Origin of the sequence: Dactylosporangium sp. NPDC049525 (assembly GCF_040676755.1) — a bacterium.
Lineage (GTDB): Bacteria > Actinomycetota > Actinomycetes > Mycobacteriales > Micromonosporaceae > Dactylosporangium.
In genome coordinates this window covers 39,600-63,954 of sequence record NZ_JBFAPO010000017.1, presented here as the reverse complement: position 1 = coordinate 63,954, position 24,355 = coordinate 39,600, and the positions used below count along the sequence as shown (strand labels likewise).

The 24,355-nt window shown below is 72.8% G+C and carries 25 protein-coding genes; 17 read left to right on the top strand and 8 right to left on the bottom strand.

The genetic code is table 11. The annotated features are described in order from the left end of the window. Positions 1 to 25: 25 nt before the first annotated feature. Both AB0K00_RS24365 and AB0K00_RS24360 read left to right on the top strand, forming a co-directional pair. The gene (locus tag AB0K00_RS24365) at positions 26 to 463 is read left to right on the top strand and encodes a nitroreductase family deazaflavin-dependent oxidoreductase (protein ID WP_363523794.1); all 438 of its coding nucleotides are present in this window, start codon (positions 26 to 28) and stop codon (positions 461 to 463) included. 3 nt (positions 464 to 466) lie between these two features. Next, entirely contained in the window at positions 467 to 1,360 is an 894-nt protein-coding gene (locus AB0K00_RS24360; protein ID WP_363523793.1) for a glycoside hydrolase family 88 protein, read from the top strand. A 13-nt stretch (positions 1,361 to 1,373) separates the two neighbouring features. On the opposite strand, the gene AB0K00_RS24355 is transcribed toward AB0K00_RS24360, so the two are convergent. Beyond that, a complete protein-coding gene (locus tag AB0K00_RS24355; protein ID WP_363523792.1) occupies positions 1,374 to 1,865 on the bottom strand; it encodes a MarR family transcriptional regulator in 492 nt (163 codons plus the stop codon). An 83-nt stretch (positions 1,866 to 1,948) separates the two neighbouring features. Here AB0K00_RS24355 and AB0K00_RS24350 point away from each other — a divergent pair, with 83 nt between their 5' ends. The 4 genes from AB0K00_RS24350 to AB0K00_RS24335 all read left to right on the top strand — a co-directional run bounded on the left by AB0K00_RS24350 (position 1,949) and on the right by AB0K00_RS24335 (position 4,300). Beyond that, a complete protein-coding gene (locus tag AB0K00_RS24350) occupies positions 1,949 to 2,767 on the top strand; it encodes an NmrA family NAD(P)-binding protein (RefSeq protein WP_363523791.1) in 819 nt (272 codons plus the stop codon). Between the two features lies 1 nt (position 2,768). Next, positions 2,769 to 3,134, top strand: a complete 366-nt coding sequence (locus tag AB0K00_RS24345; RefSeq protein WP_363523790.1) for a DoxX family protein — start codon at positions 2,769 to 2,771, stop codon at positions 3,132 to 3,134. Positions 3,135 to 3,222: 88 nt separating this feature from the next. After that, positions 3,223 to 3,645, top strand: coding sequence for an ester cyclase (locus AB0K00_RS24340; protein WP_363523789.1), 423 nt, complete (start codon positions 3,223 to 3,225; stop codon positions 3,643 to 3,645). Positions 3,646 to 3,667: 22 nt separating this feature from the next. After that, positions 3,668 to 4,300 carry a helix-turn-helix domain-containing protein gene (locus AB0K00_RS24335; RefSeq protein ID WP_363523788.1) on the top strand — a complete coding sequence of 211 codons (633 nt, stop codon included), beginning with the start codon at positions 3,668 to 3,670 and terminating at the stop codon, positions 4,298 to 4,300. Between the two features lie 218 nt (positions 4,301 to 4,518). On the opposite strand, the gene AB0K00_RS24330 is transcribed toward AB0K00_RS24335, so the two are convergent. Beyond that, positions 4,519 to 4,758, bottom strand: a complete 240-nt coding sequence (locus AB0K00_RS24330) for a hypothetical protein (RefSeq protein WP_363523787.1) — start codon at positions 4,756 to 4,758, stop codon at positions 4,519 to 4,521. A gap of 52 nt (positions 4,759 to 4,810) precedes the next feature. Continuing rightward, positions 4,811 to 6,583 (bottom strand): ABC transporter ATP-binding protein, encoded by a 1,773-nt coding sequence (locus tag AB0K00_RS24325; protein ID WP_363524043.1) that lies wholly within the window; start codon positions 6,581 to 6,583, stop codon positions 4,811 to 4,813. Positions 6,584 to 6,699: 116 nt separating this feature from the next. Between AB0K00_RS24325 and AB0K00_RS24320 the strand changes: the two genes are divergently transcribed. Both AB0K00_RS24320 and AB0K00_RS24315 read left to right on the top strand, forming a co-directional pair. Continuing rightward, positions 6,700 to 7,125: a MarR family transcriptional regulator gene (locus tag AB0K00_RS24320; protein WP_363523786.1), complete on the top strand. Its 426-nt coding sequence runs from the start codon at positions 6,700 to 6,702 to the stop codon at positions 7,123 to 7,125. Positions 7,126 to 7,246: 121 nt separating this feature from the next. Next, entirely contained in the window at positions 7,247 to 8,872 is a 1,626-nt protein-coding gene (locus AB0K00_RS24315) for a hypothetical protein (RefSeq protein ID WP_363523785.1), read from the top strand. A gap of 43 nt (positions 8,873 to 8,915) precedes the next feature. On the opposite strand, the gene AB0K00_RS24310 is transcribed toward AB0K00_RS24315, so the two are convergent. Next, the gene (locus AB0K00_RS24310) at positions 8,916 to 9,797 is read right to left on the bottom strand and encodes a serine/threonine-protein kinase (protein ID WP_363523784.1); all 882 of its coding nucleotides are present in this window, start codon (positions 9,795 to 9,797) and stop codon (positions 8,916 to 8,918) included. 108 nt (positions 9,798 to 9,905) lie between these two features. On the opposite strand from AB0K00_RS24310, the gene AB0K00_RS24305 reads away from it, so the two are divergent. Continuing rightward, positions 9,906 to 12,224, top strand: coding sequence for a bifunctional diguanylate cyclase/phosphodiesterase (locus AB0K00_RS24305; protein WP_363523783.1), 2,319 nt, complete (start codon positions 9,906 to 9,908; stop codon positions 12,222 to 12,224). Then, positions 12,221 to 14,035, top strand: coding sequence for a sensor domain-containing diguanylate cyclase (locus AB0K00_RS24300; protein WP_363523782.1), 1,815 nt, complete (start codon positions 12,221 to 12,223; stop codon positions 14,033 to 14,035). The genes AB0K00_RS24305 and AB0K00_RS24300 overlap by 4 nt, the downstream gene beginning before the upstream one ends. Here the strand turns inward: AB0K00_RS24300 and AB0K00_RS24295 are convergent. Continuing rightward, positions 14,014 to 14,217 (bottom strand): hypothetical protein, encoded by a 204-nt coding sequence (locus AB0K00_RS24295; RefSeq protein WP_363523781.1) that lies wholly within the window; start codon positions 14,215 to 14,217, stop codon positions 14,014 to 14,016. The genes AB0K00_RS24300 and AB0K00_RS24295 overlap by 22 nt on opposite strands. A gap of 172 nt (positions 14,218 to 14,389) precedes the next feature. On the opposite strand from AB0K00_RS24295, the gene AB0K00_RS24290 reads away from it, so the two are divergent. Continuing rightward, positions 14,390 to 15,253, top strand: coding sequence for an aldo/keto reductase (locus AB0K00_RS24290; RefSeq protein WP_363523780.1), 864 nt, complete (start codon positions 14,390 to 14,392; stop codon positions 15,251 to 15,253). Between the two features lie 575 nt (positions 15,254 to 15,828). On the opposite strand, the gene AB0K00_RS24285 is transcribed toward AB0K00_RS24290, so the two are convergent. Genes AB0K00_RS24285 through AB0K00_RS24275 form a run of 3 tightly spaced genes read right to left on the bottom strand, consistent with a single transcriptional unit; the run spans position 15,829 to position 19,231 of the window. Continuing rightward, complete coding sequence (locus tag AB0K00_RS24285) at positions 15,829 to 17,097, bottom strand: aldehyde dehydrogenase family protein (RefSeq protein WP_363523779.1); 1,269 nt, start codon at positions 17,095 to 17,097, stop codon at positions 15,829 to 15,831. A gap of 50 nt (positions 17,098 to 17,147) precedes the next feature. Continuing rightward, positions 17,148 to 17,972: a class I SAM-dependent methyltransferase gene (locus tag AB0K00_RS24280; RefSeq protein ID WP_363523778.1), complete on the bottom strand. Its 825-nt coding sequence runs from the start codon at positions 17,970 to 17,972 to the stop codon at positions 17,148 to 17,150. Then, positions 17,969 to 19,231 (bottom strand): glycosyltransferase 87 family protein, encoded by a 1,263-nt coding sequence (locus AB0K00_RS24275; protein WP_363523777.1) that lies wholly within the window; start codon positions 19,229 to 19,231, stop codon positions 17,969 to 17,971. Before AB0K00_RS24275 ends, AB0K00_RS24280 begins: the two co-directional genes overlap by 4 nt. 172 nt (positions 19,232 to 19,403) lie before the next feature. Here AB0K00_RS24275 and AB0K00_RS24270 point away from each other — a divergent pair, with 172 nt between their 5' ends. The 6 genes from AB0K00_RS24270 (at position 19,404) to AB0K00_RS24245 (ending at position 24,342) form a co-directional block, all read left to right on the top strand. Then, positions 19,404 to 19,715 (top strand): hypothetical protein, encoded by a 312-nt coding sequence (locus AB0K00_RS24270; RefSeq protein ID WP_363523776.1) that lies wholly within the window; start codon positions 19,404 to 19,406, stop codon positions 19,713 to 19,715. A gap of 83 nt (positions 19,716 to 19,798) precedes the next feature. After that, entirely contained in the window at positions 19,799 to 21,031 is a 1,233-nt protein-coding gene (locus tag AB0K00_RS24265) for an RNA polymerase sigma factor (RefSeq protein ID WP_363523775.1), read from the top strand. A gap of 95 nt (positions 21,032 to 21,126) precedes the next feature. Then, positions 21,127 to 21,882: an SDR family oxidoreductase gene (locus AB0K00_RS24260; protein WP_363523774.1), complete on the top strand. Its 756-nt coding sequence runs from the start codon at positions 21,127 to 21,129 to the stop codon at positions 21,880 to 21,882. Continuing rightward, entirely contained in the window at positions 21,879 to 22,805 is a 927-nt protein-coding gene (locus AB0K00_RS24255; RefSeq protein ID WP_363523773.1) for an aldo/keto reductase, read from the top strand. Before AB0K00_RS24260 ends, AB0K00_RS24255 begins: the two co-directional genes overlap by 4 nt. Further along, a complete protein-coding gene (locus AB0K00_RS24250; protein ID WP_363523772.1) occupies positions 22,802 to 23,680 on the top strand; it encodes an amidohydrolase family protein in 879 nt (292 codons plus the stop codon). The genes AB0K00_RS24255 and AB0K00_RS24250 overlap by 4 nt, the downstream gene beginning before the upstream one ends. Further along, the gene (locus AB0K00_RS24245) at positions 23,671 to 24,342 is read left to right on the top strand and encodes a FadR/GntR family transcriptional regulator (RefSeq protein ID WP_363523771.1); all 672 of its coding nucleotides are present in this window, start codon (positions 23,671 to 23,673) and stop codon (positions 24,340 to 24,342) included. The genes AB0K00_RS24250 and AB0K00_RS24245 overlap by 10 nt, the downstream gene beginning before the upstream one ends. Positions 24,343 to 24,355: the final 13 nt, after the last annotated feature.

The window sequence follows — 24,355 nt, the reverse complement described above, 5'->3', positions numbered from 1 at the left end:
CACCGTCACACGTGAAGGAGCTGTTATGCCGCTGACCGGAGAGTACGCACCAGGCGCCGCGGACTGGGCCAACGAGCAGGCCCAGTTGTTCGAGCGGACCAATGGCGCGGAGGGCAACACGCTGCGCGGCCGCCCGATCATCCTGCTGACCACGCTCGGCGCGAAGACCGGCAAGCTGCGCAAGAACCCCCTGATGCGGATCGAGCACGACGGGGAGTATGCGGTCGTCGCCTCCCAGGGTGGCGCGCCGACCAACCCCGTCTGGTATCACAACCTCGTCGCCCACCCGCAGGTCGAGCTGCAGGACGGCCCGGTCCGCAAGGACTACACCGCCCGCCTCGTCACCGGGGAGGAGCGCGCCACCTGGTGGAAGCGGGCCAACGAGACCTGGCCCGACTACGAGGGCTACCAGGCCAAGACCGACCGGATCATCCCCGTTTTCGTCCTCACGCCGCTGAGCTGACGGGTGCCCGACCCGGTCCTGCTCGCGCTGCTGGCCATGCAGCGGCACTCGTGGGAGCAGGGCGTCGCCACGCACGCCCTGCTCGACCTCGGCCGCGCCGACCTGGCCCGGCTGCTCGCCCACGACGCGGTCGTGCACCAGAGCGCTGACGGCCGGCTCGGCACGGTGGGGGAGGAGACCGGCTCGGTCAACGGCGCCGCCTGCGGCGAGGCCCTCATCGGCCACCCGGCGCTCGACGCCCAGCTCGACTGGCTGCTGTCCCGGGCGCCCCGCGCCGCCGACGGCACCCTCTTCCACGTCGTCGGCGGCCGGGAGGTCTGGGCCGACACCGTCTACATGGTGGTGCCGCTGCTCGCCGCCACCGGCCACCCGCAGGAGGCGGTCAGGCAGGTCGACGGTCACCGCGAGCGGCTGTGCGCCGGCGGTCTCTACGCGGCCCGCTGGGACGAGGACACCGCGACCCTCGCCGCCGCCGAGCACTGGGGCACCGGCAGCGGCTGGGTCGCCGCCGGCATCGCCCGGGCGCTGCGCCACGACCCGTCGCTGCGGCCCGCCCTCGCCGGCCACGCGCGGGAGGTCATCGACGCGTGCCTCGCGTTGCGCCGCCCCGACGGGCTGTTCGGCAACGTCCTGGATGATCCGGCGTCGTTCCCGGAGGCGAACATCGCGCAGATGCTCGCGTACACCATGTGCACCGGCGTCGCCGACGGCTGGCTCGCGCCGTCCTATGCCGCGGTGGGCCGCTCGCTGCTGGCCTCGGTCGCGCCGCTCGTCACCGCGGACGGCCTGGTGACGCAGGTCTGCGGCGCACCGATGTTCGACCGGCCCGGCACCTCCGCCGAGGCGCAGTCCTTCCACCTCCTGGCCAGGGCCGCCGCCGCGCGCCTCGACGGCTGACGGCGCCCGCGGCTCAGTCCTGGCCGGCCAGGGCGTCGGTGGCCAGCCGGCCGGCCGCGGTGGCCCGGTCCAGGAACTCGGCGAGCAGCTCGAGCTGTGCCTCGTCGTAGCCGGCGCAAAGGTCGTCCATGGCGGCGTTCATCCCGGTGTACAGGTGGAAGATCTCGGTGTTGCGCTCCTTGAGGGCGCGCACCTGGACGGCCCGGCGGTCGGCGGGGTCGCGCTCGCGGGCGATCCAACCCGCCCGCTCCAACCGGTCCAGGACGCCCGTCATGGTCGCCGGGTGCTGCCCGGCCCGTCGGGCGAGGGCGCTCGGGCTCATCGGCCCGTGCCGGTTGATCAGGTCGAGGCAGTCGAAGTCGGCGTCCTTCACCCCGAGCCGGCCGCCCACCTGATGGTTGAGCAGCGACAGCTGGATCGACAGCTCCCGCAGCGACTCCTTGATCGCCGTCGTGGAGCGCCGCCGCTGCCGCTTGCCGTCCTGCGACTGTGATACGGAACTCATAAGATCTCGATCCCTGACTCATATATTATGAGACTCGTACGATATCGGTTGTCGAAGACACGATACCTGGGAAAGGGACCACGATGATCCTGCTCACCGGCGCGACCGGCACGATCGGCCGCCACCTCCTGCGGATCCTGACCGAAGCCGGCGCACCCGTCCGGGCCGTCACCCGCGGCGCCCCGCTGCCCGGCGTCGAGAGCGTCCGCACCGTCGGCGCCGGCCTCGACGGCGTCACCGCCCTGTTCCTGCACCCGCGGGTCGCCGGCGACGGCGCGCCGGGGATCCTCGCCGCCGCACGGGCCGCGGGCGTCCGCAAGGTCGTCGCGCTCACCGCGCTCAACGTCGAGGACCCCGAGGACCAGCAGCCGTCGCGGGCGGTCGGCGACCGCAACAAGGAGCTGGACCTGGCCGCGCGCGACAGCGGCCTGGCGTGGACCACGCTGCGCGCGGCCGCGTTCGCCGGCAACACCGCCCGCGCGTTCGGCCCGCAGATCAAGGCCGGCGCGACCGTGCGGTATCCCTTCCGCGCCTTCCAGGAGTCCCTCGTCGACGAGCGTGACATCGCCGAGGTCGCCGCGCGGGCCCTGCGTGAGGACGCCCTGGCAGGGCAGGCCCTGGAGCTGACCGGCCCGCAGTCGCTGACCCACGGCGAGCAGGTCGCGACCATCGGGGCGGTGCTGCACCGTCCACTGTGCTTCGAGGAGGTGCCGGCCGAGGTCGCGCAGTGGCAGCTGGTCGCCCGGGGCATGCCGCAGGCGTTCGCCGGGGCGCTGATGGAGCGCTACGAGCGGCACCTGGACCGGCCGCAGCACCCGCCGACCGGCGTCGTGCAGGAGGTCCTCGGCCGCCCGGCGATCCCGTTCGCGACCTGGGTCGCCGACCACGCGGACGCGTTCTGACATGGGCGCCTACACCGTCGTCGCGCTGGTCACCGCCGCGGCGAACCTGTTCTCCGGCACCTGCGCGGTGCTGCACTTCCGGCCGATCCTGCCCGGCATGGCCCGCGCCGGCGTGCCCACGTCCTGGCTCACGTTCCCGATCGGCGTGCTGAAGCTCGCCGGTGCCGCCGGGCTGCTGGTGGGCCTGCTCGTCGGCCCGGCACCGCTGGGCACCGCCGCGGCCGCGGGTCTGGTGTTGTTCTTCGTCTGCGCCGTGTACACGCACCTGCGGGCCGGCGACCTGTCGGCGCAGTTCGGCCTGGCGATCGGCCTGCTGGTCCTCGCCGTGGCGACCCTGTCGCTCGATCCCGCCCTGAGCGTCGGGTAGAACGCGGCCGCCGATCCTTCCAGCGAGCTTGGGTCGCACGCCGGCTCGGATGGAACGTGGTTCTATCGAACTGCTGAGGAGGCACCGCATGGAAATGACCGAACGACTCGTCCGCGACGTGCTCGCCGCGATCAACGAGGGCGCGGTGGAGCGCATCGGACCGCTTGTCGCCGAGGACTTCGTCGACCACGGCGCGCCGCCCTGGGCACCTAAGGGCCGCGCCGGCTATCTGCAGATCATGGGTTTCCTGACGGGCGTGCTGCGGCTGCGGTTCGAGCTGCACGACCTCGTCGCGTCCGGAGACCAGGTGGCGGTCCGCGCCACGGCCCACGGCGTGCACAGCAGCGACCACCTCGGCTTCGCCGCGACGGGAAAGCCCTACGCGATGATGACGATGCACCTGTACCGCTCGGCCGGTGGCGTCCTCGTCGAGCACTGGGGCGTCCGCGACGAGCTCAGCGTCCTGTGGCAGGTCGGTGCCCTGCCGGTGCCCGAGCCGGTGGCCCTGTAGCCATGACGGGGCGGCGGTATTCATGACGGGGCGGCGGTATTCCAGCGCGGTCCGGGCGGAGCAGGCCCGCGCCACCCGGCAGCGCGTGATTGCCGCCGCCCAGGCGTTGTTCCTGCGCCGCGGCTACACCGGCGCTACCGTCGAGGCGATCGCGGTGCGCGCCGGGTGCAGCGTCCAGACCGTCTACAACACCGTGGGTGGCAAGGCCGCGGTCCTCAAGGCGGTCTACGACACGATGATGGCCGGCGACATCGAACCGGTGGCGATCCTCGACCGCCCCGCCGCCCACGCGATGCGCGCCGCATCCGACCCGCGCACCGCCCTCGCCCTCTACGCAGGGATGGCCCACGACATGGTCCGGCGGATCCTGCCGCTCCTGCCGATCCTGCTCAGCGAGGGCGCGGCCGGCGACCGCGACGTGCGGGCGTTCATCGACACGACCGAGGCGGAGCGCGCGACCGGCACCAGGGCCGTCGCCGAGGGCCTGCAGGAGCGCTTCGGCCTGCGGGTCGGCGTCGAGGAGGCCGCCGACGTGCTGTGGACGCTCACCGCGCCTGAGGTGGTGCTGCGTCTCGTGCACCGCCGCGGCTGGACCCTCGAACGCTACGAACGCTGGCTCGCCGAGGCCATGGCCGACGCCGTCCTGCCCCGCTGACCCCACGGGCCCGGGTTCGAACTCTGCCCGGCCACGGCGATGAGCCGGCACGTCCTGCCCGCTGACCCCACGGGCCCGGGTTCGAACACCGGCCGGCCACGGCGATGAGCCGGCACGTCCTGCCCGCTGACCCCACGGGCCCGGGTTCGAACACCGGCCGGCCGCGGCGATGGGCCGGCACCGTCCTGCCCCGCTGACCGCGCGGGGCGGGCAGTCAGTCAGCGGGTGCGCTGGCGCCAGGTGGCGAGCGTGGCCTCCAGGCGGCGCTGGTTGCGGCTGCCGCCGGTGAGGCCGCGGCGCACGCGGCCGTAGAGCCAGATGGCGCCGCCGACCACGACCGCGCCGACGATGAGGTAGAAGGCGGCACTGAGCAGTGCGTTGAACAGCCAGACGGCGATCGCGCCGATGACGAACAGTCCGACGACGACGCCGACGATCCCTGCGAGGACTCGACCCATGCCTCCAGGATGCGCCCGCCGCGGCGCCCGGCGCATCGGGGAAGTCACTGAGTCACGCGGCGAGTGCCGCATACGGGCCGGCGGCCTCGAGCAGCGCGGCGTGGGTGCCCCGCTCGATGACGCGGCCCTGGTCGATGACGAGGATCTGGTCGGCGTCGCGGACCGTGGAGAGGCGGTGCGCGATGGTGATCGTGGTGCGGCCCGCGGCGAGGACGTCGAAGGCCCGCTGGACGGCGCGCTCGGTCTCGGTGTCCAGGGCGCTGGTGGCCTCGTCGAGCACGAGGATGCGCGGGTCGCGCAGCAGGGTGCGGGCGATGGCGATGCGCTGCTGCTCGCCGCCGGAGAAGCGGTAGCCGCGGGAGCCGACCATCGTGTCGTAGCCGTCGGGGAGGCGGGAGATCAGGTCGTGGATCTGCGCGGCCTTCGCGGCCTCGATGAGCTCGTCGTCGGTGGCGTCGGGCTTCGCGTAGCGCAGGTTCTCCCGGATGGTGGTGTGCAGCAGATAGGTCTCCTGGCTGACCACCCCGACGATCTCGGCGAGGTCGGCGAGGCGCACGTCGCGCAGGTCGACGCCGTCGATGGTGATCCGGCCGCCGGTGGGGTCGTGCAGCCGGGCGACGAGCGAGGCGATCGTGCTCTTGCCCGAGCCGGTCTCGCCAACCAGGGCGAGAGAGGTGCCGGCGGGCACGTCGAGGCTGACCCCGGCGACCGCGGCGGAGTCGCTGCCCGGGTAGCTGAAGGTGACGTCCTCGAAGTGCAGGTGACCGCGGGTGGTGGCGCGGCGCAGCGGCACGGGGTGGGCCGGATCGTCGACCTCGACGGGCAGGTCGAGGTATTCGAAGATCCGCGCGAACAGGGCCAGGGAGCTGGTCAGCGACACGCTGACCCCGAGCAGGCCCATGAGCGGCCGGAACAGCGCGGACTGCAGCGCGGTGAACGCGACCAGGGTGCCGATGCTCAGCGAACCCGCGGTCGGTGGCAGGCCGGCGCTGAGGTAGATGACCGCGGGGATCGCGGCGAAGATGATGCTCATCGAGGCCATCCGCCAGCGCCCGGCGAGCTCGGAGCGCAGCTCCAGGTCGATCAGCCGGTTGGAGGAGGCGGTGAACCGCTCGACGAGGGCGGCGCCGGCGCCCATGGTCTTGCTCAGGCGCACGCCGCTGACGGAGAGGCCTTCCTCGATGGTGACGTTGAGGTCGGCAAGCTCCCGCTGGCGCGCAGCGGTGATCTCGCGGCGCATCCCGGCGACCTTGCGGGTCAGGTAGATCGCGGGGGGCAGCACGACGAGGGAGACCAGCGACAACCGCCAGGACAGCGCGGCCATGGCGACCGCGGTGGTGACCGTGGTGGTGAGGTTGGACGCGACGGAGGTCGCGGTCGAGGTGACCACGCTCTGCATGCCGCCGATGTCGTTGGTGATGCGGGACTGCACCTCGCCGGTCCTGGTGCGGGTGAAGAACCCGACGGACTGGCGCTGCAGGTGGGTGAAGACGTCGGTGCGCAGGCGGTGCATGACCTGCTGGCCGACCTTGGTGGAGATCCAGGTCTGCACGACGCCGAGCGCGGAGGTGACCGCGGCGACGGCGACCATGCCGGCGACCAGCCAGACGAGCAGCGTGGTGTCGCGCTCGGGCAGCGCGACGTCGATGACCTCGCGGAGCAGGAACGGTGACGCCCCGCCGAGCGCGGACGACACGACGATGATCGCGATGACGGTGGCCAGGGGGCCGCGGTGGGCGGTGAAGAGGCGGCCGATGCGGGCCAGGGAGACGTCCTTGGCCTGGGCCTTGTTGCGGGCCTTGTCCGCGGCGCTGAGATCGCGGATGCGTGGGGGTCGCGAGGGGAGTTGGGGTTCCAAGGGAGCTCGCCTTCTGTGGGGGATGTTTTGTTGAGGTTACCTCACTATGAGGCTCCAACACCAACCCCTGCTACCGTATTCCCGTGAACGACGCCGATGATGGCCGTGATGAGGGTCTCGCCGAGGCGTTCTGGAGCGTCGCCCGCCGGCTGCGGCACCTGACGCACGAGACCCTCGAGCCGATCGGGATCACCCCCGGGCAGTCCCGCGCCGTGGCGGTCCTCATGCGGCACGGGGTGATGCGCCTCAGCGAGCTGTCCGATCACCTGCGCATCGCGCCCCGCTCGACCACCGAGGTCGTCGACGGGCTGCAGGAGCGCGGCCTGGTCGAGCGCCGCCCCGACCCGGCGGACCGGCGCGCCACCCTGGTCGCGCTGACCGACGCCGGGCAGGCCACCGCCGAGGCGATCCGCACCGCCCGGCACGCCGAGGCCGAGCGGTTCTTCGCGAACCTGGACGACGACGACCGCGCGACCCTGGCGAGGATCCTGAAGACTCTGAAGTCGTAGTCGCGACCGGCCGGATCGTGATTGACGGCAGCGCCGAGCGACCAGCGCGTGGCCGGGCGGATGTCCGGCGTTCAACGACGCGATGCCGATCGCACGCAGGATCGCTGCAAGATCGGCGACCATGAGATCAGCGCGCATGGCCGTGGCGGTCGTGGTGGCGGCGGGGTTGCTCGGGCCCGTGCAGATCGCGCACGCGCAGGAGGCCAGCGCGGCGATCATCACCATGACCAGCGATCCGGGCGACGCCGTCGGGCTGGGCCAAGGCTACGAGCTTTCCCGCGCGGCCGGCGATCAGATCACGTTCAGCTTCCGCAATGACGGAATCCTGTACATGACGGTCCAGACGGCCGGTGGTCAGCAGTGGGGACTCGACTTCTCCGCGCCGGCCGGGCAGCAGCTCAGGCCGGGTGTCTACGCCAACGCGGTCGGGAGGGGACCGACCGCCCCTGGGGTGCCCGGGATGAACGTCTCGGGCCTGGGGCGCGGCTGCAACACGCTCACCGGCTCGTTCACGATCGAGAACCTCGTGCCCGGGCCGGTCGCCTACTACGCGCCGAACCTCAACTACCTGCAGAGCCTGGACCTGAGCTTCGAGCAGCACTGCGACGGTCTCGAACCCGCCCTGCGCGGGCACATCCACATCGCCGAGCCGCCGGCGCCGCCGATCACGATCGGGATCGCCGCCAGCCGTCCGAGTCCCATGACGGCGGGGGAAGAGTTCATCATCACCGCGCCGACCGCACCGGCCGGGGTCACCGGGTCACTGAACATCATCTACGACGGCTTCCTGCGGGTCGGCGGCGGATACAGCGCGCCCAACGTCGGCACCGCATACGTCGTCGCCAACGCGGGCGTGCATCACTACGTCGCGGAACTGGTCCGGGACGACCTGCCCGCGCGGTGGACCTCGCCCGAGCTGATCGTGGTCACCGCATCCCGGACCCCGACGTTGGCGATGACGGTGCAGCCGGGCAGCGGCCTGTCGGCACCCGACTCGTCGAACCGTGCGACCGTCACGGTCGCCGTGGCGGGGGTGCCGGCCGAACCGGGCGAACTCCATATTTACGACGGAAACGTTGATCTCGGCTCGGGGCCGGCGGTGACATTGGCCGCCCAGGAGACACCGCATCAGCTTGTGGCGGTGTTCGTGCCGGCGGACCCGTCCCACCCGCAGGTGACATCGGCGATCGTGCCGTACGTCGTGCGGCCGTGCGCCTGCATCCCGGTGCGGGCGCAGAACGACACGCCGCCGTACGCGGGCAGCCTCACGCTGAGCGTGGCGGCGGGCACCCGCACGACGCTCACGCAGCTCGACCCGGCGACGCCGGCCGGGCACCCGGCGCAGGCCACCGACCCGACCGGTCACCGGCACGCCTGGGTGTTCAGCGGCCACCTCACCGGCGTCAGCGTCACCGAGACCCGCCCGGACCACCCCGGCTGGATCCTCACCGGGCAGGCGGACGGATTCGTCAACGGCGCCGCCACCCTGCCGGCGGCGAACCTCGGCTGGCGGCCCGCGTTCGAAGCGGACCGCGGCGACGCCGAGGGAGCGATCGTCCTGGGCGCCGGCGTCGCCTCACAGCTGGCCGATGCGTCCAGCCCAGGTCTTGGCGCGGCGGCCGCGCTGGCAGGAGGCGGCGGGCTGGGAACGGTCCGGTTGGGGGCGGACCTCGAGCTGCGGATGCCCGACACCGCACCGACCGGCCACTACACGTCCGTCCTCACGCTCACCTTGATCAGCCCCTGACCCGCCAGGCAGATCCGTCCGCCCGCCAGGTCAGATCGCCACGTCAGACCGCCAGGGTGGGCGCGTCCAGGGCGGCGGGCCCGGGGGCCGGGCGGTGGGTCAGGACCGGCGGGACGTGGACCGGGACGTCGACCGCGGCGGCGAGGATCAGTGCGAGCGCGACCGCCGTCGGGCGGAACTCGGGGACCTTCGACAGGCAGGCGGCGCACAGCTCGGCGATCTCCGGCGGCAGCCCGGCGATCGGCGGCAGGTCGGCCGGCGGCGTGAACCGGTGGGCGTGCAGCACCTGCTCGTCGGTGTCGACGGGCCACGGGATCCGGCCGGTCAGGCACTGGTAGAGCAGGACACCGACGGCGTAGACGTCGGCGGCGGTACTGGCCGGGCCGCCGTCGAGCCGTTCCGGCGCCAGGTACGCGGGGGTGCCGAACAGGATCCGCTCCGACGGGTGCCCGACCCGCGCGGCGACGCCGAAGTCGAGGATCTTCGCGCCGGCCGCGGTGAGCACGATGTTGGCCGGTTTCACGTCGCGGTGCACGATGCCGTGGCCGTGCGCGGCGGCCAGGCCGGCCCCGACCTCGGCGCAGATCCGGCCGGCCAGCTGCCAGCCGAGCGGGCCGTCGCGCATCGCCTCGACGAGCAGCGGCCCCTCGACGAGCTCCATCACCAGGTACGCGGTGCCGCGGCCGCCGCGGCGGGACGTGCCGAAGTCGTAGACGGCCACGACGTTGGGGTGGGCGAAGCGGGCGCCGGAGCGGGCCTCGTTGCGGGCGCGGTCGAACGCGTCGGGGTCGGCGGCGTGTTCGGGGGTGAGCAGCTTGACCGCGACGTCCCGGTCGAGGACGTCGTCGTGCGCCCGCCAGACACTCGCCATGCCGCCCTGGCCGAGTTTCGTGCCGAGGCGGTACCTCCCACTCAGACACCGCATGGATACCTCCTTCCCGGATCGTCGGCGAACCACACGGCAACCCGGCGGGCAACCCGGGCGCAACCACTCGGAGGTGGACTCAACTCAGGTCACTGACAGGAGGCGCGTGTGCACACAACGAAACGGGTGCTGCTCGCCTTCGGCGTGGTCGGGATCGTCGCGTCGTCGCTGACGACCGGGCGGATCGGCCACGTCATCTGGCTGCTGACCGCGATCGTGTGTGCGTCGCCACTGCTCGTGCGGGTCTGGCGGGACCGCGGGGTGGTCGCGGCGCCGTGGCGGCTGGTCGTGGCGGGCGTCGCGGTGCGGCTCGCGTCGGACGTCGTGTGGTCGGTGGAGGACCTGCGTCACGACGGGGCGGTCCCGTTCCCGTCCTGGAACGACATCGGCTACCTGGTGTCCTACGGGCTGCTGATGGCGGGCCTGGTCCGCGCGACCGGCGGGCGGGCCCGCACCGCGCTGCTCGACGCGTCGATCATCGCGGCGGGGCTGGCGCTGGTCGACTGGATGGTCCTGGTCCACCCGTACCTGCACCACGCCGACCCGGGCGGGCCGGGCGCGACGGCGCTGGCCCTGTTGTACCCGGTGTGCGACCTGGTGCTGTTCGCGACCGGGGTGCGGGTGCTGTTCACCGACGCGATGCAGAGCTGTGCCAACCGGCTCGTCCTGCTCGGCCTGGGGCTGCTGCTGGCGGCCAACTTCATCTTCTTCGCGCACGCCGCGACCGGCGGGACCCGGTCCGTGGCTCTCCTCGACAACGTGTTGTGGCTGCTGTCGTACCTGGCGCTCGGCCTCGCCGGGCTGCAACGGGAACGGCCCGGGTCCGTCGCAGAGGACCACACCGGCGACGGCCAGGTCGCCTCCCGGGCACGGATCGTGATGTTCGGCGGCGCGGCGCTGATCGGGCCGCTGGCGTTCGTCGTGCGACAGGACGGCGATCACCTCGTGGTGCCGGCGGTCGTGTCGGCGACCCTGTCGCTGCTGCTGGTGCTGCGCCTCGGCGGCCTGGCCCGGGTCGCGCAGCGCCGCTCCGCCGACCTCGACCGGCACGCCGGCGAGCTGGAACGGCGCGGCCGGGAGCTCACCGAGGCCCTCGCCGAGCGGGAGGCCCTGGAGCACCAGCTGCGCCACGGCGCCCTGCACGACCCGACCACGGGCCTGGCCAACCGCGCGCTGCTCACCCAGCGCATGGAGTGGGCGCTGACGAGAACCGACGATCAGGGCCGGCACGCGCTGATCCTGCTCGACCTGGACCGCTTCACCGACGTCAACGACGCGCACGGGCACGGCTTCGGCGACGACGTCCTGGTCGCCGTCACCACCCGGCTTCGGGGCGTCGCCGCGCCCGCCGACACCCTGGCCCGGCTGGGCGGCGACGAGTTCGCGCTGTTCATCGAGGACGTCGACCCGCTGCGCGCCGGGCACCTCGCCGAGCACCTGCGGGCCGAGCTGAAGGCGCCGTTCCTGGTCGGCGCGCGGACCGTACACTTGACCGCCAGCCTCGCACTCGTGCATCTCGCGCCGAAGGCCGCGCCCCGCGACGCGGTCGCCGACGCCCAGCTGGCGCTGCGCGCGGCGAAACGCTCCGGCCGGGACCGGGTCAGCGTGTACCGCCCGGAACTGCGCACGGCCCGCGAGACGTTCACCCGCATCAGCGCCGGCCTGCGGCACGCGGTCGACCGCGGCGAGCTGGCCGTGCACTACCAGCCGGTGGTGGAGCTGCCGTCCGCGCGGATCGTGGCCGTCGAGGCGCTGCTGCGGTGGTCGCCGCCGAGCGGGCCGGTGCCGCCGCTGGACTTCATCCCCGTCGCTGAGGAGACCGGGATGATCGTGCCGATCGGCGCATGGGTCCTCGAACAGGCGTGCCGGGACGCGAAGGACTGGCACGACCGGCACGGCACGTCGCTGACGGTGAACGTGTCGGTGCGGCAGCTCGCCGAGCCCGGCTTCGCCGACCAGGTGCTGCGGACCCTCGCCCGGACCGGGCTGCCGGCCGCCGCGCTCGTCCTGGAGATCACCGAGTCGGTGTTCGTCGGGGTCGCCGACGACGCGGCGCCGCTGCTCGCCGCCCTCGACGGGCTGCGCACGCACGGGATCCGCGTCGCGATCGACGACTTCGGCACCGGGTACTCGTCGCTGTCGTACCTGACCCAGCTCCCCGTCGACATCCTCAAGATCGACCGTTCGTTCGTGCCGACGGACACCGCCGCCGCCGGCGAGGACCACGCGTTCACCCGCGCGGTGCTGCAGCTCGGCACCAGCCGGCACCTGCCCGCGATCGCCGAGGGCATCGAGACCCAGGAGCAGGCGCAGCTGCTGCACGACCTCGGCTGCCGGCTCGCGCAGGGCTACCACTTCGCCCGCCCCGGGCCGGTCGCCCAGGTCGACGCCGCGTTCCTGCGGCTCAACCCGGCGCTGATCCCGTGAGAACGCAGCTGCGGCGGGACCCTGCGCTCATCGCCCTCGCCGCCGCCTCCGTGCTCCTGGTCGCCTGCCTGCTCACCGGTACCGGCGGCGTGCGGCTCTTCTGGTCCGCCCTGCCCGGGTACGACCTGCTCATCTGGATCTTCTCGCGGCGGGTCGCGGCGCTGCCGGGCCTGCCCGCGGACGCGCGCCGGTTCTGGCGGCGGTCCGCGCAGGCTGCGGTGCTCTTCGTCGCCGGCGACCTCAGCCAGACCGCCGTCGCGTGGCTGCACCCCGGCCCGGCGGCGGCCGTGCCGAACTCGTTCCAGGCCGCGGCGATCCTGGCCGGCTCCTGCTGGCTGATCTGGGTCATGCTGACCCACCCGACGCACCTGCCGTCGACCGCGGTGAAGGTGCGTTTCTGGCTGGACGCCGGCGCCGTCCTCATCGGCGCCGGCGTGCTCATCTGGCTGCTGCTCCTGCCGCACACCGGCATCGGCGGCGCACCCGTCGCGCTGCTGCTCGGCACCGTGATCATCGCCTTCACCGGGTTCTCCGCGGTGAAACTGGTGCTCAGCGGCAACGCCCCGCTGAACGTGCTCGCCGCCGCGCCGATGCTGGCCGCCGCCGTGATCCAGGGCGGCGTCGGCGCCCTCGTCACCGCCGACGGCACCCACCAGCGCCTGCTGCTGGCCGCGCAGATCCTCCCGGCGGCGCTGCTGGCGCTCGGCCCGCGGCTGCAGGAGCACTCCGCCCGCCTCGACCCGGTGCGTGCGGTGCGTCCCGCGCGGCGCCCGTACAGCCTGCTGCCCTACACGACCCTCGTCGGGCTCTTCGCGGCCCTGCCGGTCGTCCTGCGCGACGGGCTCGGCCCCGACGTGTGGCTGCTGCTGAGCGGCCTCGCCGCGACGACCGCCCTGGTCGTCGTCCGCCAGCTGCTCGCGTTCCGGGAGAACGCGGCCCTGCTGTCGGAGCTCGGCACCCAACGGGAGCACTTCCGCTCGCTGCTCGCGCACTCCACCGACATCACCTCGATCGTCGACGTGACCGGCGCGCTGACCTACGTGACCCCGGCGACGGAGCGACTGCTGGGCAAGTCACCCGCGGCGGTGCTCGGCACGACCGTCATGTCCCACATCCACCCCGACGACCTGCCGGTGTTCGCGACCGCGATGGACACGCTGCGGGCCGCCCCGAACGCGTCGGTCAGCTACCAGGTCCGCTACGCGCACGCCGACGGCTCCTGGCGCTGGCTGGACGTGGTCAGCCGCAACCTGCTGCACCTGCCGAGCGTCGGCGGGTATGTCAGCAACGCCCGCGACGCGACCCAGGCCCGCCTGCTGCAGGACGAGCTGCGCCGGCAGGCGACCCACGACGGCCTGACCGGCCTGGCCAACCGGGCACTCTTCGACGCCCGCCTGGCCGCCGCCGCGTCGCACCAGATCGCGGCGGTCCTGCTGGTCGACCTCGACGACTTCAAGATGGTCAACGACACCCACGGCCACCACGCCGGCGACGCGGTGCTCGTGGGTGTCGCCGAACGGCTCGCCGCCAGCGTCCCCGTCGGCGGGACCGCGGCCCGCATCGGCGGGGACGAGTTCGCGGTGCTGCTGCCGGGCTCCGACGTGCGCGACGCGGACGCCGTCGCCCGCCGGTTCCTGGACCTGCTGGACGTGCCGGTGCTGGTCGACGGGCACCAGCTGCGGGTGCGGGCGAGCGTTGGCGTCGTCGACGGCGACCCGAAGGCCGCCGAGGCGCTGCTGCAGCGCGCCGACGCCCGCATGTACGCGACGAAGCGAGAAACTCAGATGGCTCAGATGTCTTCGTCGAGCTGAGTCGCGCGGCGCGCCTCACGCACCAGCTGGCCGGTCGAGTCGACCGCACCGTCGTCGATGCGCCCGCCGCGTGCCTCGTGCACGGCGCGGCTCTGCGCCAGCTCGTGTTCGCGTCGCGCGGCTGCCCTGGCCTGGCCCTCTGGGCTGTCGGGGTCCACCCCGGTCGGGTCCTGTGCGTTCATCGGATCACTCCAAACGGGTTCGCTTTCGCGTGAGGGGCCACGATACCCACTCCCGTCCGCTCGAATCCATAAGCAATTCACCACGCATCCCACCTGCCTCATGTGGAATACCGGGCCCCCGTGGATAGGTTCGGCTGGTTAGCTGCCTTTCGTTCTTAGGAGATCCCGCCGCATGTCAGAGCAGATCAGCGCGCACGCCGGGGCGGCCGGCACCATCGACCTCGGCGGTGACCTGACCGTCAACCGGCTCGGCTTCGGCGCCATGCGCATCACCGGCGACGGCATCTGGGGCGACCCGCCCAGCCGCGCCGACGCCGTGGCGGTGCTGCGCCGCGCCGTGGACCTCGGCGTCACCTTCATCGACACCGCCGACTCCTACGGCCCCGACACGAGCGAGGAGCTGATCGCGGAGGCGTTGTACCCGTACGCCGACGACCTGGTCATCGCCACGAAGGGCGGCCTGGAGCGCCCGGCCCCCGGCGAGTGGACCGCCAACGGCGACCCCGCCCACCTGCGCAAGGCCATCGATGGCAGCCTGCGCAAGCTGCGCCTCGAACAGATCCCGCTGTACCAGTTCCACCGCCCCGACCCGAAGGTGCCCCTCGAGGACTCGATCGGCGCGCTCGTCGAGGCCAAGGACGCCGGCAAGATCCGCCACATCGGCGTCTCCAACTTCACCGAGGCGCAGTTGCGCGTCGCGCAGCGGCTCACGCCGATCGTGTCGATCCAGAACCGGTACAACGTCGACGACCGCGGCTCGGAGTCCATCGTCGACCTCTGCGAGCAGGAGCAGATCGTGTTCCTGCCGTGGGCGCCGATCCAGAACCTCGACGGGGTGACGGCGGTCGAGGAGATCGCGGCGCGGTACGACATCACGACGCGGCAGTTGGTGCTGGCGTGGCTGCTGGCTCGGTCCTCGGCGATCCTGCCGATTCCGGGGACGGGCTCGGTCTCGCATCTGGAGTCGAATGTGGCCGCGGCGTCGGTGGCCCTGACCCCGGCTGAGGTCGCCACTATCACTGCTGCGACGGGTTGATCCTTCCCGTCGTCCCCCAAGATCCTGTGGTCGTCTTTCCGCTGAGGTTCGCGTGGGGGTACGCCGCTTGAACTGATTTCTGGTGTAGGTCCTCGTAGGTCGGTGGTTCCGCGCAGCCTTCGGCCGCGCGAATGGGTGGCGTGGTTGCGGTCCGTGCCGTAGTTGCGGTGATGCCAAGCCAGGTCCGCACCCACCCGCGCCGGCGCCGTCGGGGTCATCATTCGGTGCTACAACACCGTCGCTGGTCAAAAACCAAAAGCCATCGATCATTGGTCGAACAACCCGAAGGATCTGTGGGGCTCTGACCCCTGGGATCGTTCGGGTTGTTCGTTTTTGGAACTGGCGGCGGTGTGGCAGCACCGAATGATGACCTCGACGGCGCTGGACCATGTGAGTTCGGACCTGGCTTGGGATCACCTCGACACGGCACGGACGGTGACCGCGCTACCCATACGCGCGGCCGGAGGCTGCGCGGAACCACCGACCTACGCGGACCTGCACCAGGAATCAGTCCAGGCGGCGTACCCCCACGCGAACCTCAACGGAAAGACGACCACAGGATCTTGGGGGAGTATCTACCCCGCAAGCTCAGCCACCCGAGAAGCCGGCACCACCGCATACTGCCGCAACGACAGATCCCGGAACGTCACCGGCCCCCGAGGCCCAGGCACCCGGTCGATGTTGATCCCCGTCTCCGGCAACGCAAGCAGCTTGAACCCGTCCAACAACCGCGTCGTAGCGTTCCAGAACGCCCCCGTCCCCGCATACGCCGCAAGGAACTCCCGCGCCGCACCAGCGGACTCGGTGACGATCCCCGCCGCCAGCCCCGACGTCTCGTCGTTGGCGAGCTGCGCCGCCGCGAGCGGACCCGACACCGGCGCGATCGTCACCGTCGCCTCCGCCGCCGAGTCCAGCGCCCACTCGTAACCCAGCGCGTGACGGTGCGGCGGCAGCGACGCGGCGATCGCAGGGGTCCGGGCCGCCAGGGTGGCCACGATCCCCGGGACGGTCGAGGACCAGAGCGACTCGTGGACGAGGAGCAGGTTGAGCCGGTTGCACACGCCGAGGCGGTCGAGGCCGGCGTCGATGAGCGCGGCGGTCTTCGCCGGGTCGGCGGCCGCGTCGACGTAGAGCACGCCACCGCCGTCGGCGTGGGCGAGGGTGCGCACGCCGTGCAGGGCGGCGCGTTCGGCGAGGCTGCGGGTGCTGTCGCCGCTGCCGCGCAGGATCACGAGCGGGATGAGGCCGGGCTGCGAGACGAGAGCCTCGGCGGAGTCGCGGCCACGGGTGCGGACCAGCTGCACGGCGGCCGGGTCCAGGCCGGCCTCGGCGAGGGCGGGCGCGACGACGGCGTCCATGAGCGCGACGGCCGAGGCGAGCGCGGCCGAGCCGGTCCGCAGCACGCCCGCGTTCTGCGACTTCACCAGCTGCGAGGCGACGTCGACGGTGACGTTGGGGCGGGCCTCGTAGTTGGCGCCGATGACGCCGACGGGGCGGCGCCACTCCTGCAGGACGAGGTCACCGTCGAGGGCGCGGATGGTGCGCTGCGCCGGCTCGGCCTCGACGTCGGCGAGGATGTCGAGCTGGGCGGCCATCGCGGCGAGGCGGGTCTCGTCGAGCTTCAGGCGGTCGAGCAGGCCGCCGCTCATGCCGTCGGCGGCGGCCGTGGCCTGGTCCTCGCGGTTCGCGGCGAGGATCGCGTCGCGGGCGCTGAGCAGGCGGCGGGCCATGCCGCGCAGCGCGTCGTCGATCGTCTTGGCCGGGGCCGCGGCGAGTGACGGCGCGGCGGCCCGGGCGGCGTGCGCGGCCGCCGAGACGGCGTCCTGCGATGAGTCAGCGGACACGGCGGCACTCCTGTGGCAGAGAAAAACGGCGGAAAGCCGATTCTAGAGCGTCACCGTTTGCGCGCCTGGAGGGTGTACGTCTGCGGCAGCCGCCACGGACGTTCGGCGAGGCGGTGCTCGCCGTGCTCGTCGGCGACGGTGTGACCGGGCAGCGCGTCCCACGGGGCGCTGTCGTGCTCCTGGAGCATCGTGAGGTCCAGGCCGGCGTCGAGGACCGCGGTGACGATCTCGCCGAGGCCGTGGTTCCACTGGTGGGTGATGGTGTTCTCGAACTTCACCTTGGTCTCGACGTAGGTGCTGTCCTCGTCCCAGACCAGCGGCTCCTCGCGTTCGAAGTAGGAGACGTCGACGGCGAGGACACCGTCGCCGCGGGTCTCGTCGACGGACCACAGCATGGGGTGGCCCTCGCGGATGAACAGCCGGCCGCCGGGCTTGAGCAGCGCGGCGACGACACCGGCCCAGCGGCGGACGTCCGGCAGCCAGCACAGCGCACCGACGCCGGTGTACACGAGGTCGAAGGTGCCCTGGTCGAGCACCTGCGGTGCGTCGTACACGTCGGATTCGACGTAGTCGATCGGAGCTCCGGTCGCGGCGGCCAGGTCGCGGGCCTGGGCCAGGGACGCGCCGGAGAAGTCGAGGCCGGTGACCCGTGCGCCGAGCCGGTGCAGCGACAGCGTGTCGGTGCCGATGTGGCACTGCAGGTGCACGGTCCGCAGCCCGTCGACCTGGCCGAGCCGCGGCAGGTCGAAGCGGACGACGTCGCTGAGAAACGTCGGATCGTCGATGAAGCGCTGCCGGGAGTAGCTGGGCGACGCGGCGTGCGCGGGGGCACGCTCGTCCCATTGGGCGCGGTTGAGACGCAGGTATTCGCTCACACGGTCGAACTTGCCATGACCGGCTCCGGCTCGACAGCGGTTTTCACCGGCCGCAGCCACACCGCGGCGAGGACCAGCAGAGCGAGGCTGACCAGGGTGTACGTGTCGCCGACGACCCGTTGCACGCCGTGCCAGGTGGTCGGGTCCTCGATGTCGGGAAGGTGCCACAACAGCCCGCGCGGCGCGACGATCCGGTCGCCGCGGCCCTGCATCGGCCAGGCGAGGAACGCCAGGACGAGCACCCCGGGCAGGCCGGCGGCCAGCCACCGCAGGCGGGCGGGGACCTGCGCGGCGACGGCTGCGGTCGCGACGAGGACCGGCACGATCCAGGCGTAGTGGTACGTCCACGACACCGGCGACACGAGCAGCCCGGTGAGCGCGGCGCAGGCGACCCCGAGCAGCTCCTCGCCACGCAGGTAGGCGGCGCGGGCGAGGGCGAAGCCGAACACCGCCACGACGAGGGCCAGGACGTAATAGACGGCGGTCGAGCCTGTCCAGCGTTCGGCGAGGGTGTGCAGCGACTGGTCGAGGGACCCGCCGAGCGCGTCGTCCTGCGTGACCCGGCCGGAGCTGGCGAACATGCCGGTGAACCAGTACTGGGTCGAGTCGCGCCAGTCGGCGGCGAAGCCGAGCAGGGTCAGCGCGGCGAACACCCCGCTCGCCGTCGCGGCGTCGCGGAACCGTCGGGTGATCAGCAGGTACACGATGAAGATGCCGGGGACGAGCTTGGCCGCGGTCGCCACGCCGATCGCGGCACCCCGCAGCCGGTGCCCCTCGGGCAGGGCGAAGTCCGTCATGACGAGCAGGACCAGGATCATGTTGATCTGGCCGTCGTTGAGGTTGGCCTGGACGGGTTCGAGCCACAGGCTGCCGGCGGCGAGGGCGAGGGCCGCGCCGGTGAGGCCGGTCCGACCGGCCAGGCCTGCCATCCGGAGGCTGAGCAGGCAGACCACGACGAGCGAGACGATGGTCAGCGCGTTGAGCGCGACGAGGGCGTGGGTGCTGCCGAGCCGGGACAGCCCGTCGAAGGCGAGCAGGGTCACCGGCGGATACGTGAACGGCCAGTGCCCGGCGGTGAACGCCAGGTCGTAGACGTGTTCGTGGTGCCGGAACGCCGCGCCGGCCTGCACGTAGACCTCGATGTCGGGGTCGTCGAGCTGCGGTCCCTCGAGCCTGGCCACCTGCAGGTAGCTGGCGAGGGACACGGCGAAGGCAAAGGCGCCGGGCAGGAGCAGCCAGTCCGGGAGGGTCCGTCTCACGGTGCGCAGCGTCCCACGCCGAGGCGGCGCGCAGAGGTGGCCCAACGGCCGAGATCCGTGGTCGGGTGGTGGCCGCGGCCCGCCGACCGGCCGAGTCCGGCCGGGGATGGAATGGCAAGTGTGAAAATCCAGTCCCGGCGTGCTCACCCCGATCGCTGCTACGCATGGCCACATGTACAGATGGGCGTTGTTCACCGGTGGGGCTGCGTTCGGCGGGCTGGTCCTGCTGCTGGATACCACGTACGTCAGGGCGGTCCTGACCGGTCCGCCACCCGGCGACCTCGCCGGGCTCGGCCTGTCCGACCGGGCGCCGTCCGGCGGTGTCGTGCCGATGGAGGTGGCGCTGTGGGTGTTCCTCGCGGTCGCCGCGGTCGTGCTGGTCCTCGGCGCGGTCCGGTCGCTGGTGAGCCGGGCTGCGTTCCGCCCGGATCCCGCCGCGGCCGCCGACAGTCCCCCGCCCACCGGCGACGGAGCGGGGAGATGAGCACGTGCTGTGCGGGCGCAACCGCGGTCACGTTCACCGCCGAGCTGGAACCGGTGTCGCCGGTGCCCGCATAATCACCGGTTGTGGACGTACGCGACACGGTCGAGGCGGTCTTCCGGATCGAGTCGGCCCGGCTCGTCGCCGGGCTGGCCAGGATCGTGCGCGACGTCGGCCTCGCCGAGGAGCTCGCCCAGGACGCGCTGGTCATCGCCCTCGAACAGTGGCCGGTGCGGGGCGTGCCGGACGACCCGGGGCCGTGGCTGATGGCGACGGCGAAGCACCGCGCCGTCGACGTGCTGCGCCGCCGCGCCAACTACGACCGCAAGCTCGCCGTCCTCGGCGCGCCGGAGGCCGTGCTGGACGACCCGCCCGACCTCGACGACCACATCCAGGACGACCTGCTGCGGCTGATCTTCACCGCGTGCCATCCGGCGCTGAGCACCGAGTCGCAGGTGGCGCTGATCCTGCGGACCCTCGGCGGGCTCGGCACCACCGCCATCGCCCGCGCCTTCCTGACCACCGAGGCGACCGTGTCGCAGCGCATCCTGCGGGCCAAGCGGACCCTCGCCGCGGAGAAGGTCCAGTTCGAGCTGCCCGCCCCGGCGGAACTGCCCGCGCGGCTGTCGGCCGTGCTCGGCGTGGTGTATCTGATCTTCAACGAGGGATACTCGGCGTCCGCCGGTGACGACTGGGCCCGCCCGCAGCTGTGCGAGGAGGCGATCCGCCTCGGCCGGGTCCTCGCCGGCCTGCTGCCGTCGGAGCCTGAGGTGTACGGGCTGTGCGCGCTGATGGAGCTGCAGACCGCCCGGATCCGCGCCCGGACGGCCCCGGACGGCGCGCCGGTGCTGCTCATGGACCAGGACCGGCGGCTGTGGGACCGGCTGCTGATCCGCCGTGGCCTGGCGGCGCTGACGGCGGCGGAGACCCTCGGCGTGCTCGGGCCGTACGGACTGCAGGCCGCGATCGCCGCCTGCCACGCCAGGGCGCTGCGCCCCGAGGACACCGACTGGGCGCGGATCGTCGCCCTGTACCAGCTGCTGGCGCACGTCGCGCCGTCGGCGGTGGTGCGGCTGAACCTGGCGGTCGCGGTCGGCATGGCGGCCGGGCCGGCGGCGGGCCTGGAACTGCTCGACGAGCTCGGCGCCGCCGGTGCCCTGACGTCCTACCCTTACCTGCCGGCGGCCCGCGGTGACCTGCTCGACCGGCTGGGCCGGGCCGAGGAGGCCAGGGCCGAGTTCGCCCGGGCCGCGGCGCTGACCGGCAACGCGCGCGAGCGTGACCTGTTCCTCGCCAGGGCCGCGACTCCTGCCGAATGAACGCCCTGACATCGGATGAATGCCGAAAGTCTTGGCGCTTGTGTTTCGTGGGTGTGGACTGGTAGACAACAGACCTCCGATGTATTGGGGGAGTTGTGCAAGGGGAATTTGACGGTCTCGCCGCCGTTGTGACCGGCGGTGCCTCCGGGATCGGCCTGGCGACGGCGCTGCACCTGGCCGATCGGGGCGCCCGTGTGGCGTGCCTCGACCTGCGGCCCGAAGGGCTGCCCGAGCCGCTGATCGGCATCGCCGCCGACGTGTCCGACGACGCGACGGTGCGGGCCGGGATCGCGGCGGCCGTCGAGGCGCTCGGCGGGCTGGACATCCTGGTCAACAACGCCGGCATCGGCGCCGTCGGCACCGTGGAGGCCAACACCGACGACGAGTGGCACCGCGTCCTCGACGTCAACGTCGTGGGCCTGGTCCGGGTCAGCCGCGCCGCGTTGCCGCACCTGCGCAGGTCCGCGCACGCCGCGATCGTCAACACCTGCTCGATCGCCGCGCACGCCGGGCTGCCCGACCGGGCGCTGTACAGCGCCAGCAAGGGCGCCGTCCAGGCGCTGACCGCCGCGATGGCCGCCGACCACGTGCGGGAAGGCATCCGGGTCTGCTGCGTCAACCCCGGCACCGCCGACACGCCATGGGTGCGCCGGCTGCTTGCCCAGGCCGCGGACCCCGACGCCGAGCTCGCCGCGCTCAAGGCGAGGCAGCCGACCGGCCGCCTGGTCAGCGCCGAGGAGGTCGCGGCCGCGATCGGATATCTCGCCAGCCCCCTCGCGGGCGCGACGACCGGCACCGTCCTTGCCGTCGACGGCGGCATGCACGGCCTGCGGATGCGGCCGCCGGCATGAAACTCGGGCTGGGCTGCGCGCAACTGGGCAACCTGTATCACGAGATCGACGACGAGCGGGCCCGCGCCACCGTCGACGCCGCGTGGGACGCCGGCGTGCGCTACTTCGACACCGCGCCGCACTACGGGCTCGGGCTGTCGGAGCGGCGACTCGGCGAAGCGCTGCGGGAGCGCCGGCGGGACCAGTACACCATCAGCACCAAGGTCGGCAGGCTGCTGGTCGGCGACCCGGCCTACGCCGGCGGCATGGACACCGAAGGGTTCGTGGTCCCGGCGACCCACCGGCGGGTCTGGGACTTCAGCCGCGACGGCATCCGGCGGTCCCTGGAGGCGAGCCTGGCCCGGCTCGGCCTCGACCGGGTCGACGTGGCGCTGCTGCACGACCCCGAGCAGCACCCGGAGGTGGCGCTGCGCACCGGGTTCCCGGCCCTGGCCGAGCTGCGGGAGGAGGGCCTCGTCCGCGCGATCGGCGCCGGGTCGAAGGACGCCGCGGTCCTGACCCGCCTGGTCAAGGAGTGCAGCCCGGACGTGGTGATGGTCGCGGGGCGGTTCACGCTGCTGGAGCAGCCGGCCCGCGAGACGCTGCTGCCCGCGTGCGCGGCGGCGGGCGTCGAGGTGTTCAACGCCGGCGTGTTCAACAGCGGGCTGCTTGCCGTCGACGACCCCGGCGCCGACCTGCACTACGAATACGGCGCCGCACCCGCCCCCCTGGTCGCGAGGGCGCGCGCGATCGCCGCCGTGTGCGCGGGGCACGGCACGACCCTGCCGGCAGCGGCACTCGCGTTCGCGGCGAGCGACCCCACGGTCGCCGCCGTCGTCGTCGGCGCGGACGCACCGGAGCAGGTGCGCCGCAACGCGGCCCTCGCGATCGCGCCGCCACCCGCCTCCCTGTGGCCGGCGCTGCGCGAGGCCGGGCTGCTGTGACCGTCGTCGTGGATGCGCACCACCATCTGTGGCAGCTCGACGGCGGGTATGCCTGGCTCGACGAGCCCGCCCTCGCCCCGATCCGGCGCACCTTCACCCCCGCGGACCTGCGGGCCGAACTGGACGAGGCCGGGGTGTCGCACACCGTCCTCGTCGAGGGCGGCCGCTGCGACGAGGGGGAGGCCGCGGTGCTGTTCCAGCACGCGGCCTCGACGCCGCAGATCGCGGGCGTCGTGGCCTGGGCGGACCCCACCGACCTGCCCCTGGAGCGCTACCGCCGGCTGCCCGGCGCGTCGCACCTGGTCGGCGTTCGGGCGCAGGTCCAGGCCGAACCGGCCGGATACCTGGACCGCCCTGCCGTCCGGGAGGGCCTGCTGGCGATCGGGGCCGCCGGTCTCGCGTTCGACCTGGTGGTCCGGGCGGACCAGCTGCCGGAGTGCGCCCGCCTCGCGGCCGACCTGCCGTCGGTCCGGTTCGTCCTGGACCACCTTGGTAAGCCCGATATTTCCGGACAAGTCATGAAGTCGTGGGGTGATGACCTGGCGCGGCTCGCCGCCTGCCCCAACGTGGCGGCGAAACTGTCCGGGCTCGTCACCGAGGCCGACTGGGCCTCCTGGAAGCCCGCAGACCTGCGCCCCTTCGTGCGGACCGCGCTCGACCTGTTCGGCGCCGAACGGCTGATGTTCGGCTCGGACTGGCCGGTCTGCCTGCTCGCCGCCTCCTACCGCGGCGTCCTGGACACGATGCGCGACCTGCTGCGGGACATCGACGAGGCCGACCGGGCCGCAATCTTCGGCGGCACCGCCGCCGCGTTCTACCGGCTGGACATTGGAAAGCCGGGCGTAGAGTCGCCGCGGAGGCACGCATGGCACTGACCGACGAGGCAATCGACAAGATCAAAGGCATGATCACCTCCGGTGCGCTCGGCCCCGGCGATCGACTGCCGAAGGAGGCGGACCTGGCCGAGCGGCTCGGCCTGTCCCGCAACTCGCTGCGCGAGGCGGTCAAGGCGCTGTCGATGATCCGGGTCCTGGACGTCCGCCAGGGCGACGGCACCTACGTCACCAGCCTCGCCCCGGACCTGCTGCTCGACGCGCTGAGCTTCGTCGTGGACTTCCACCGCGACGACACCGTCCTGCAGTTCCTGGAGGTCCGCCGGATCCTGGAGCCGGCCGCGACGTCCCTGGCCACGGAGCGGATGTCCGTCGAGGACATCGCGAAACTCCAGTCGGTGCTCGACCAGCTCGGCGACACCCCGACGATCGAGGCGCTCGTCGCCAACGACCTGGAGTTCCACCGGCAGATCGCGGCCGGCTCCGGCAACGCCGTGCTGTGCTCACTCATCGACGGGCTGTCCGGCCCGACGACCCGGGCCCGGATCTGGCGCGGCCTCACCCAGGAGGGCGCCGCCGAACGCACCCGCGAGCAGCACCAGGCGATCGTCGACGCGATCACCGCCCGCCAGCCGGACCTCGCCAAGTCGTGGGCGACGATCCACGTCGCCGGCGTCGAGGAGTGGCTGCGCCGCGCGTTGTGACTTCCGTGAGGGC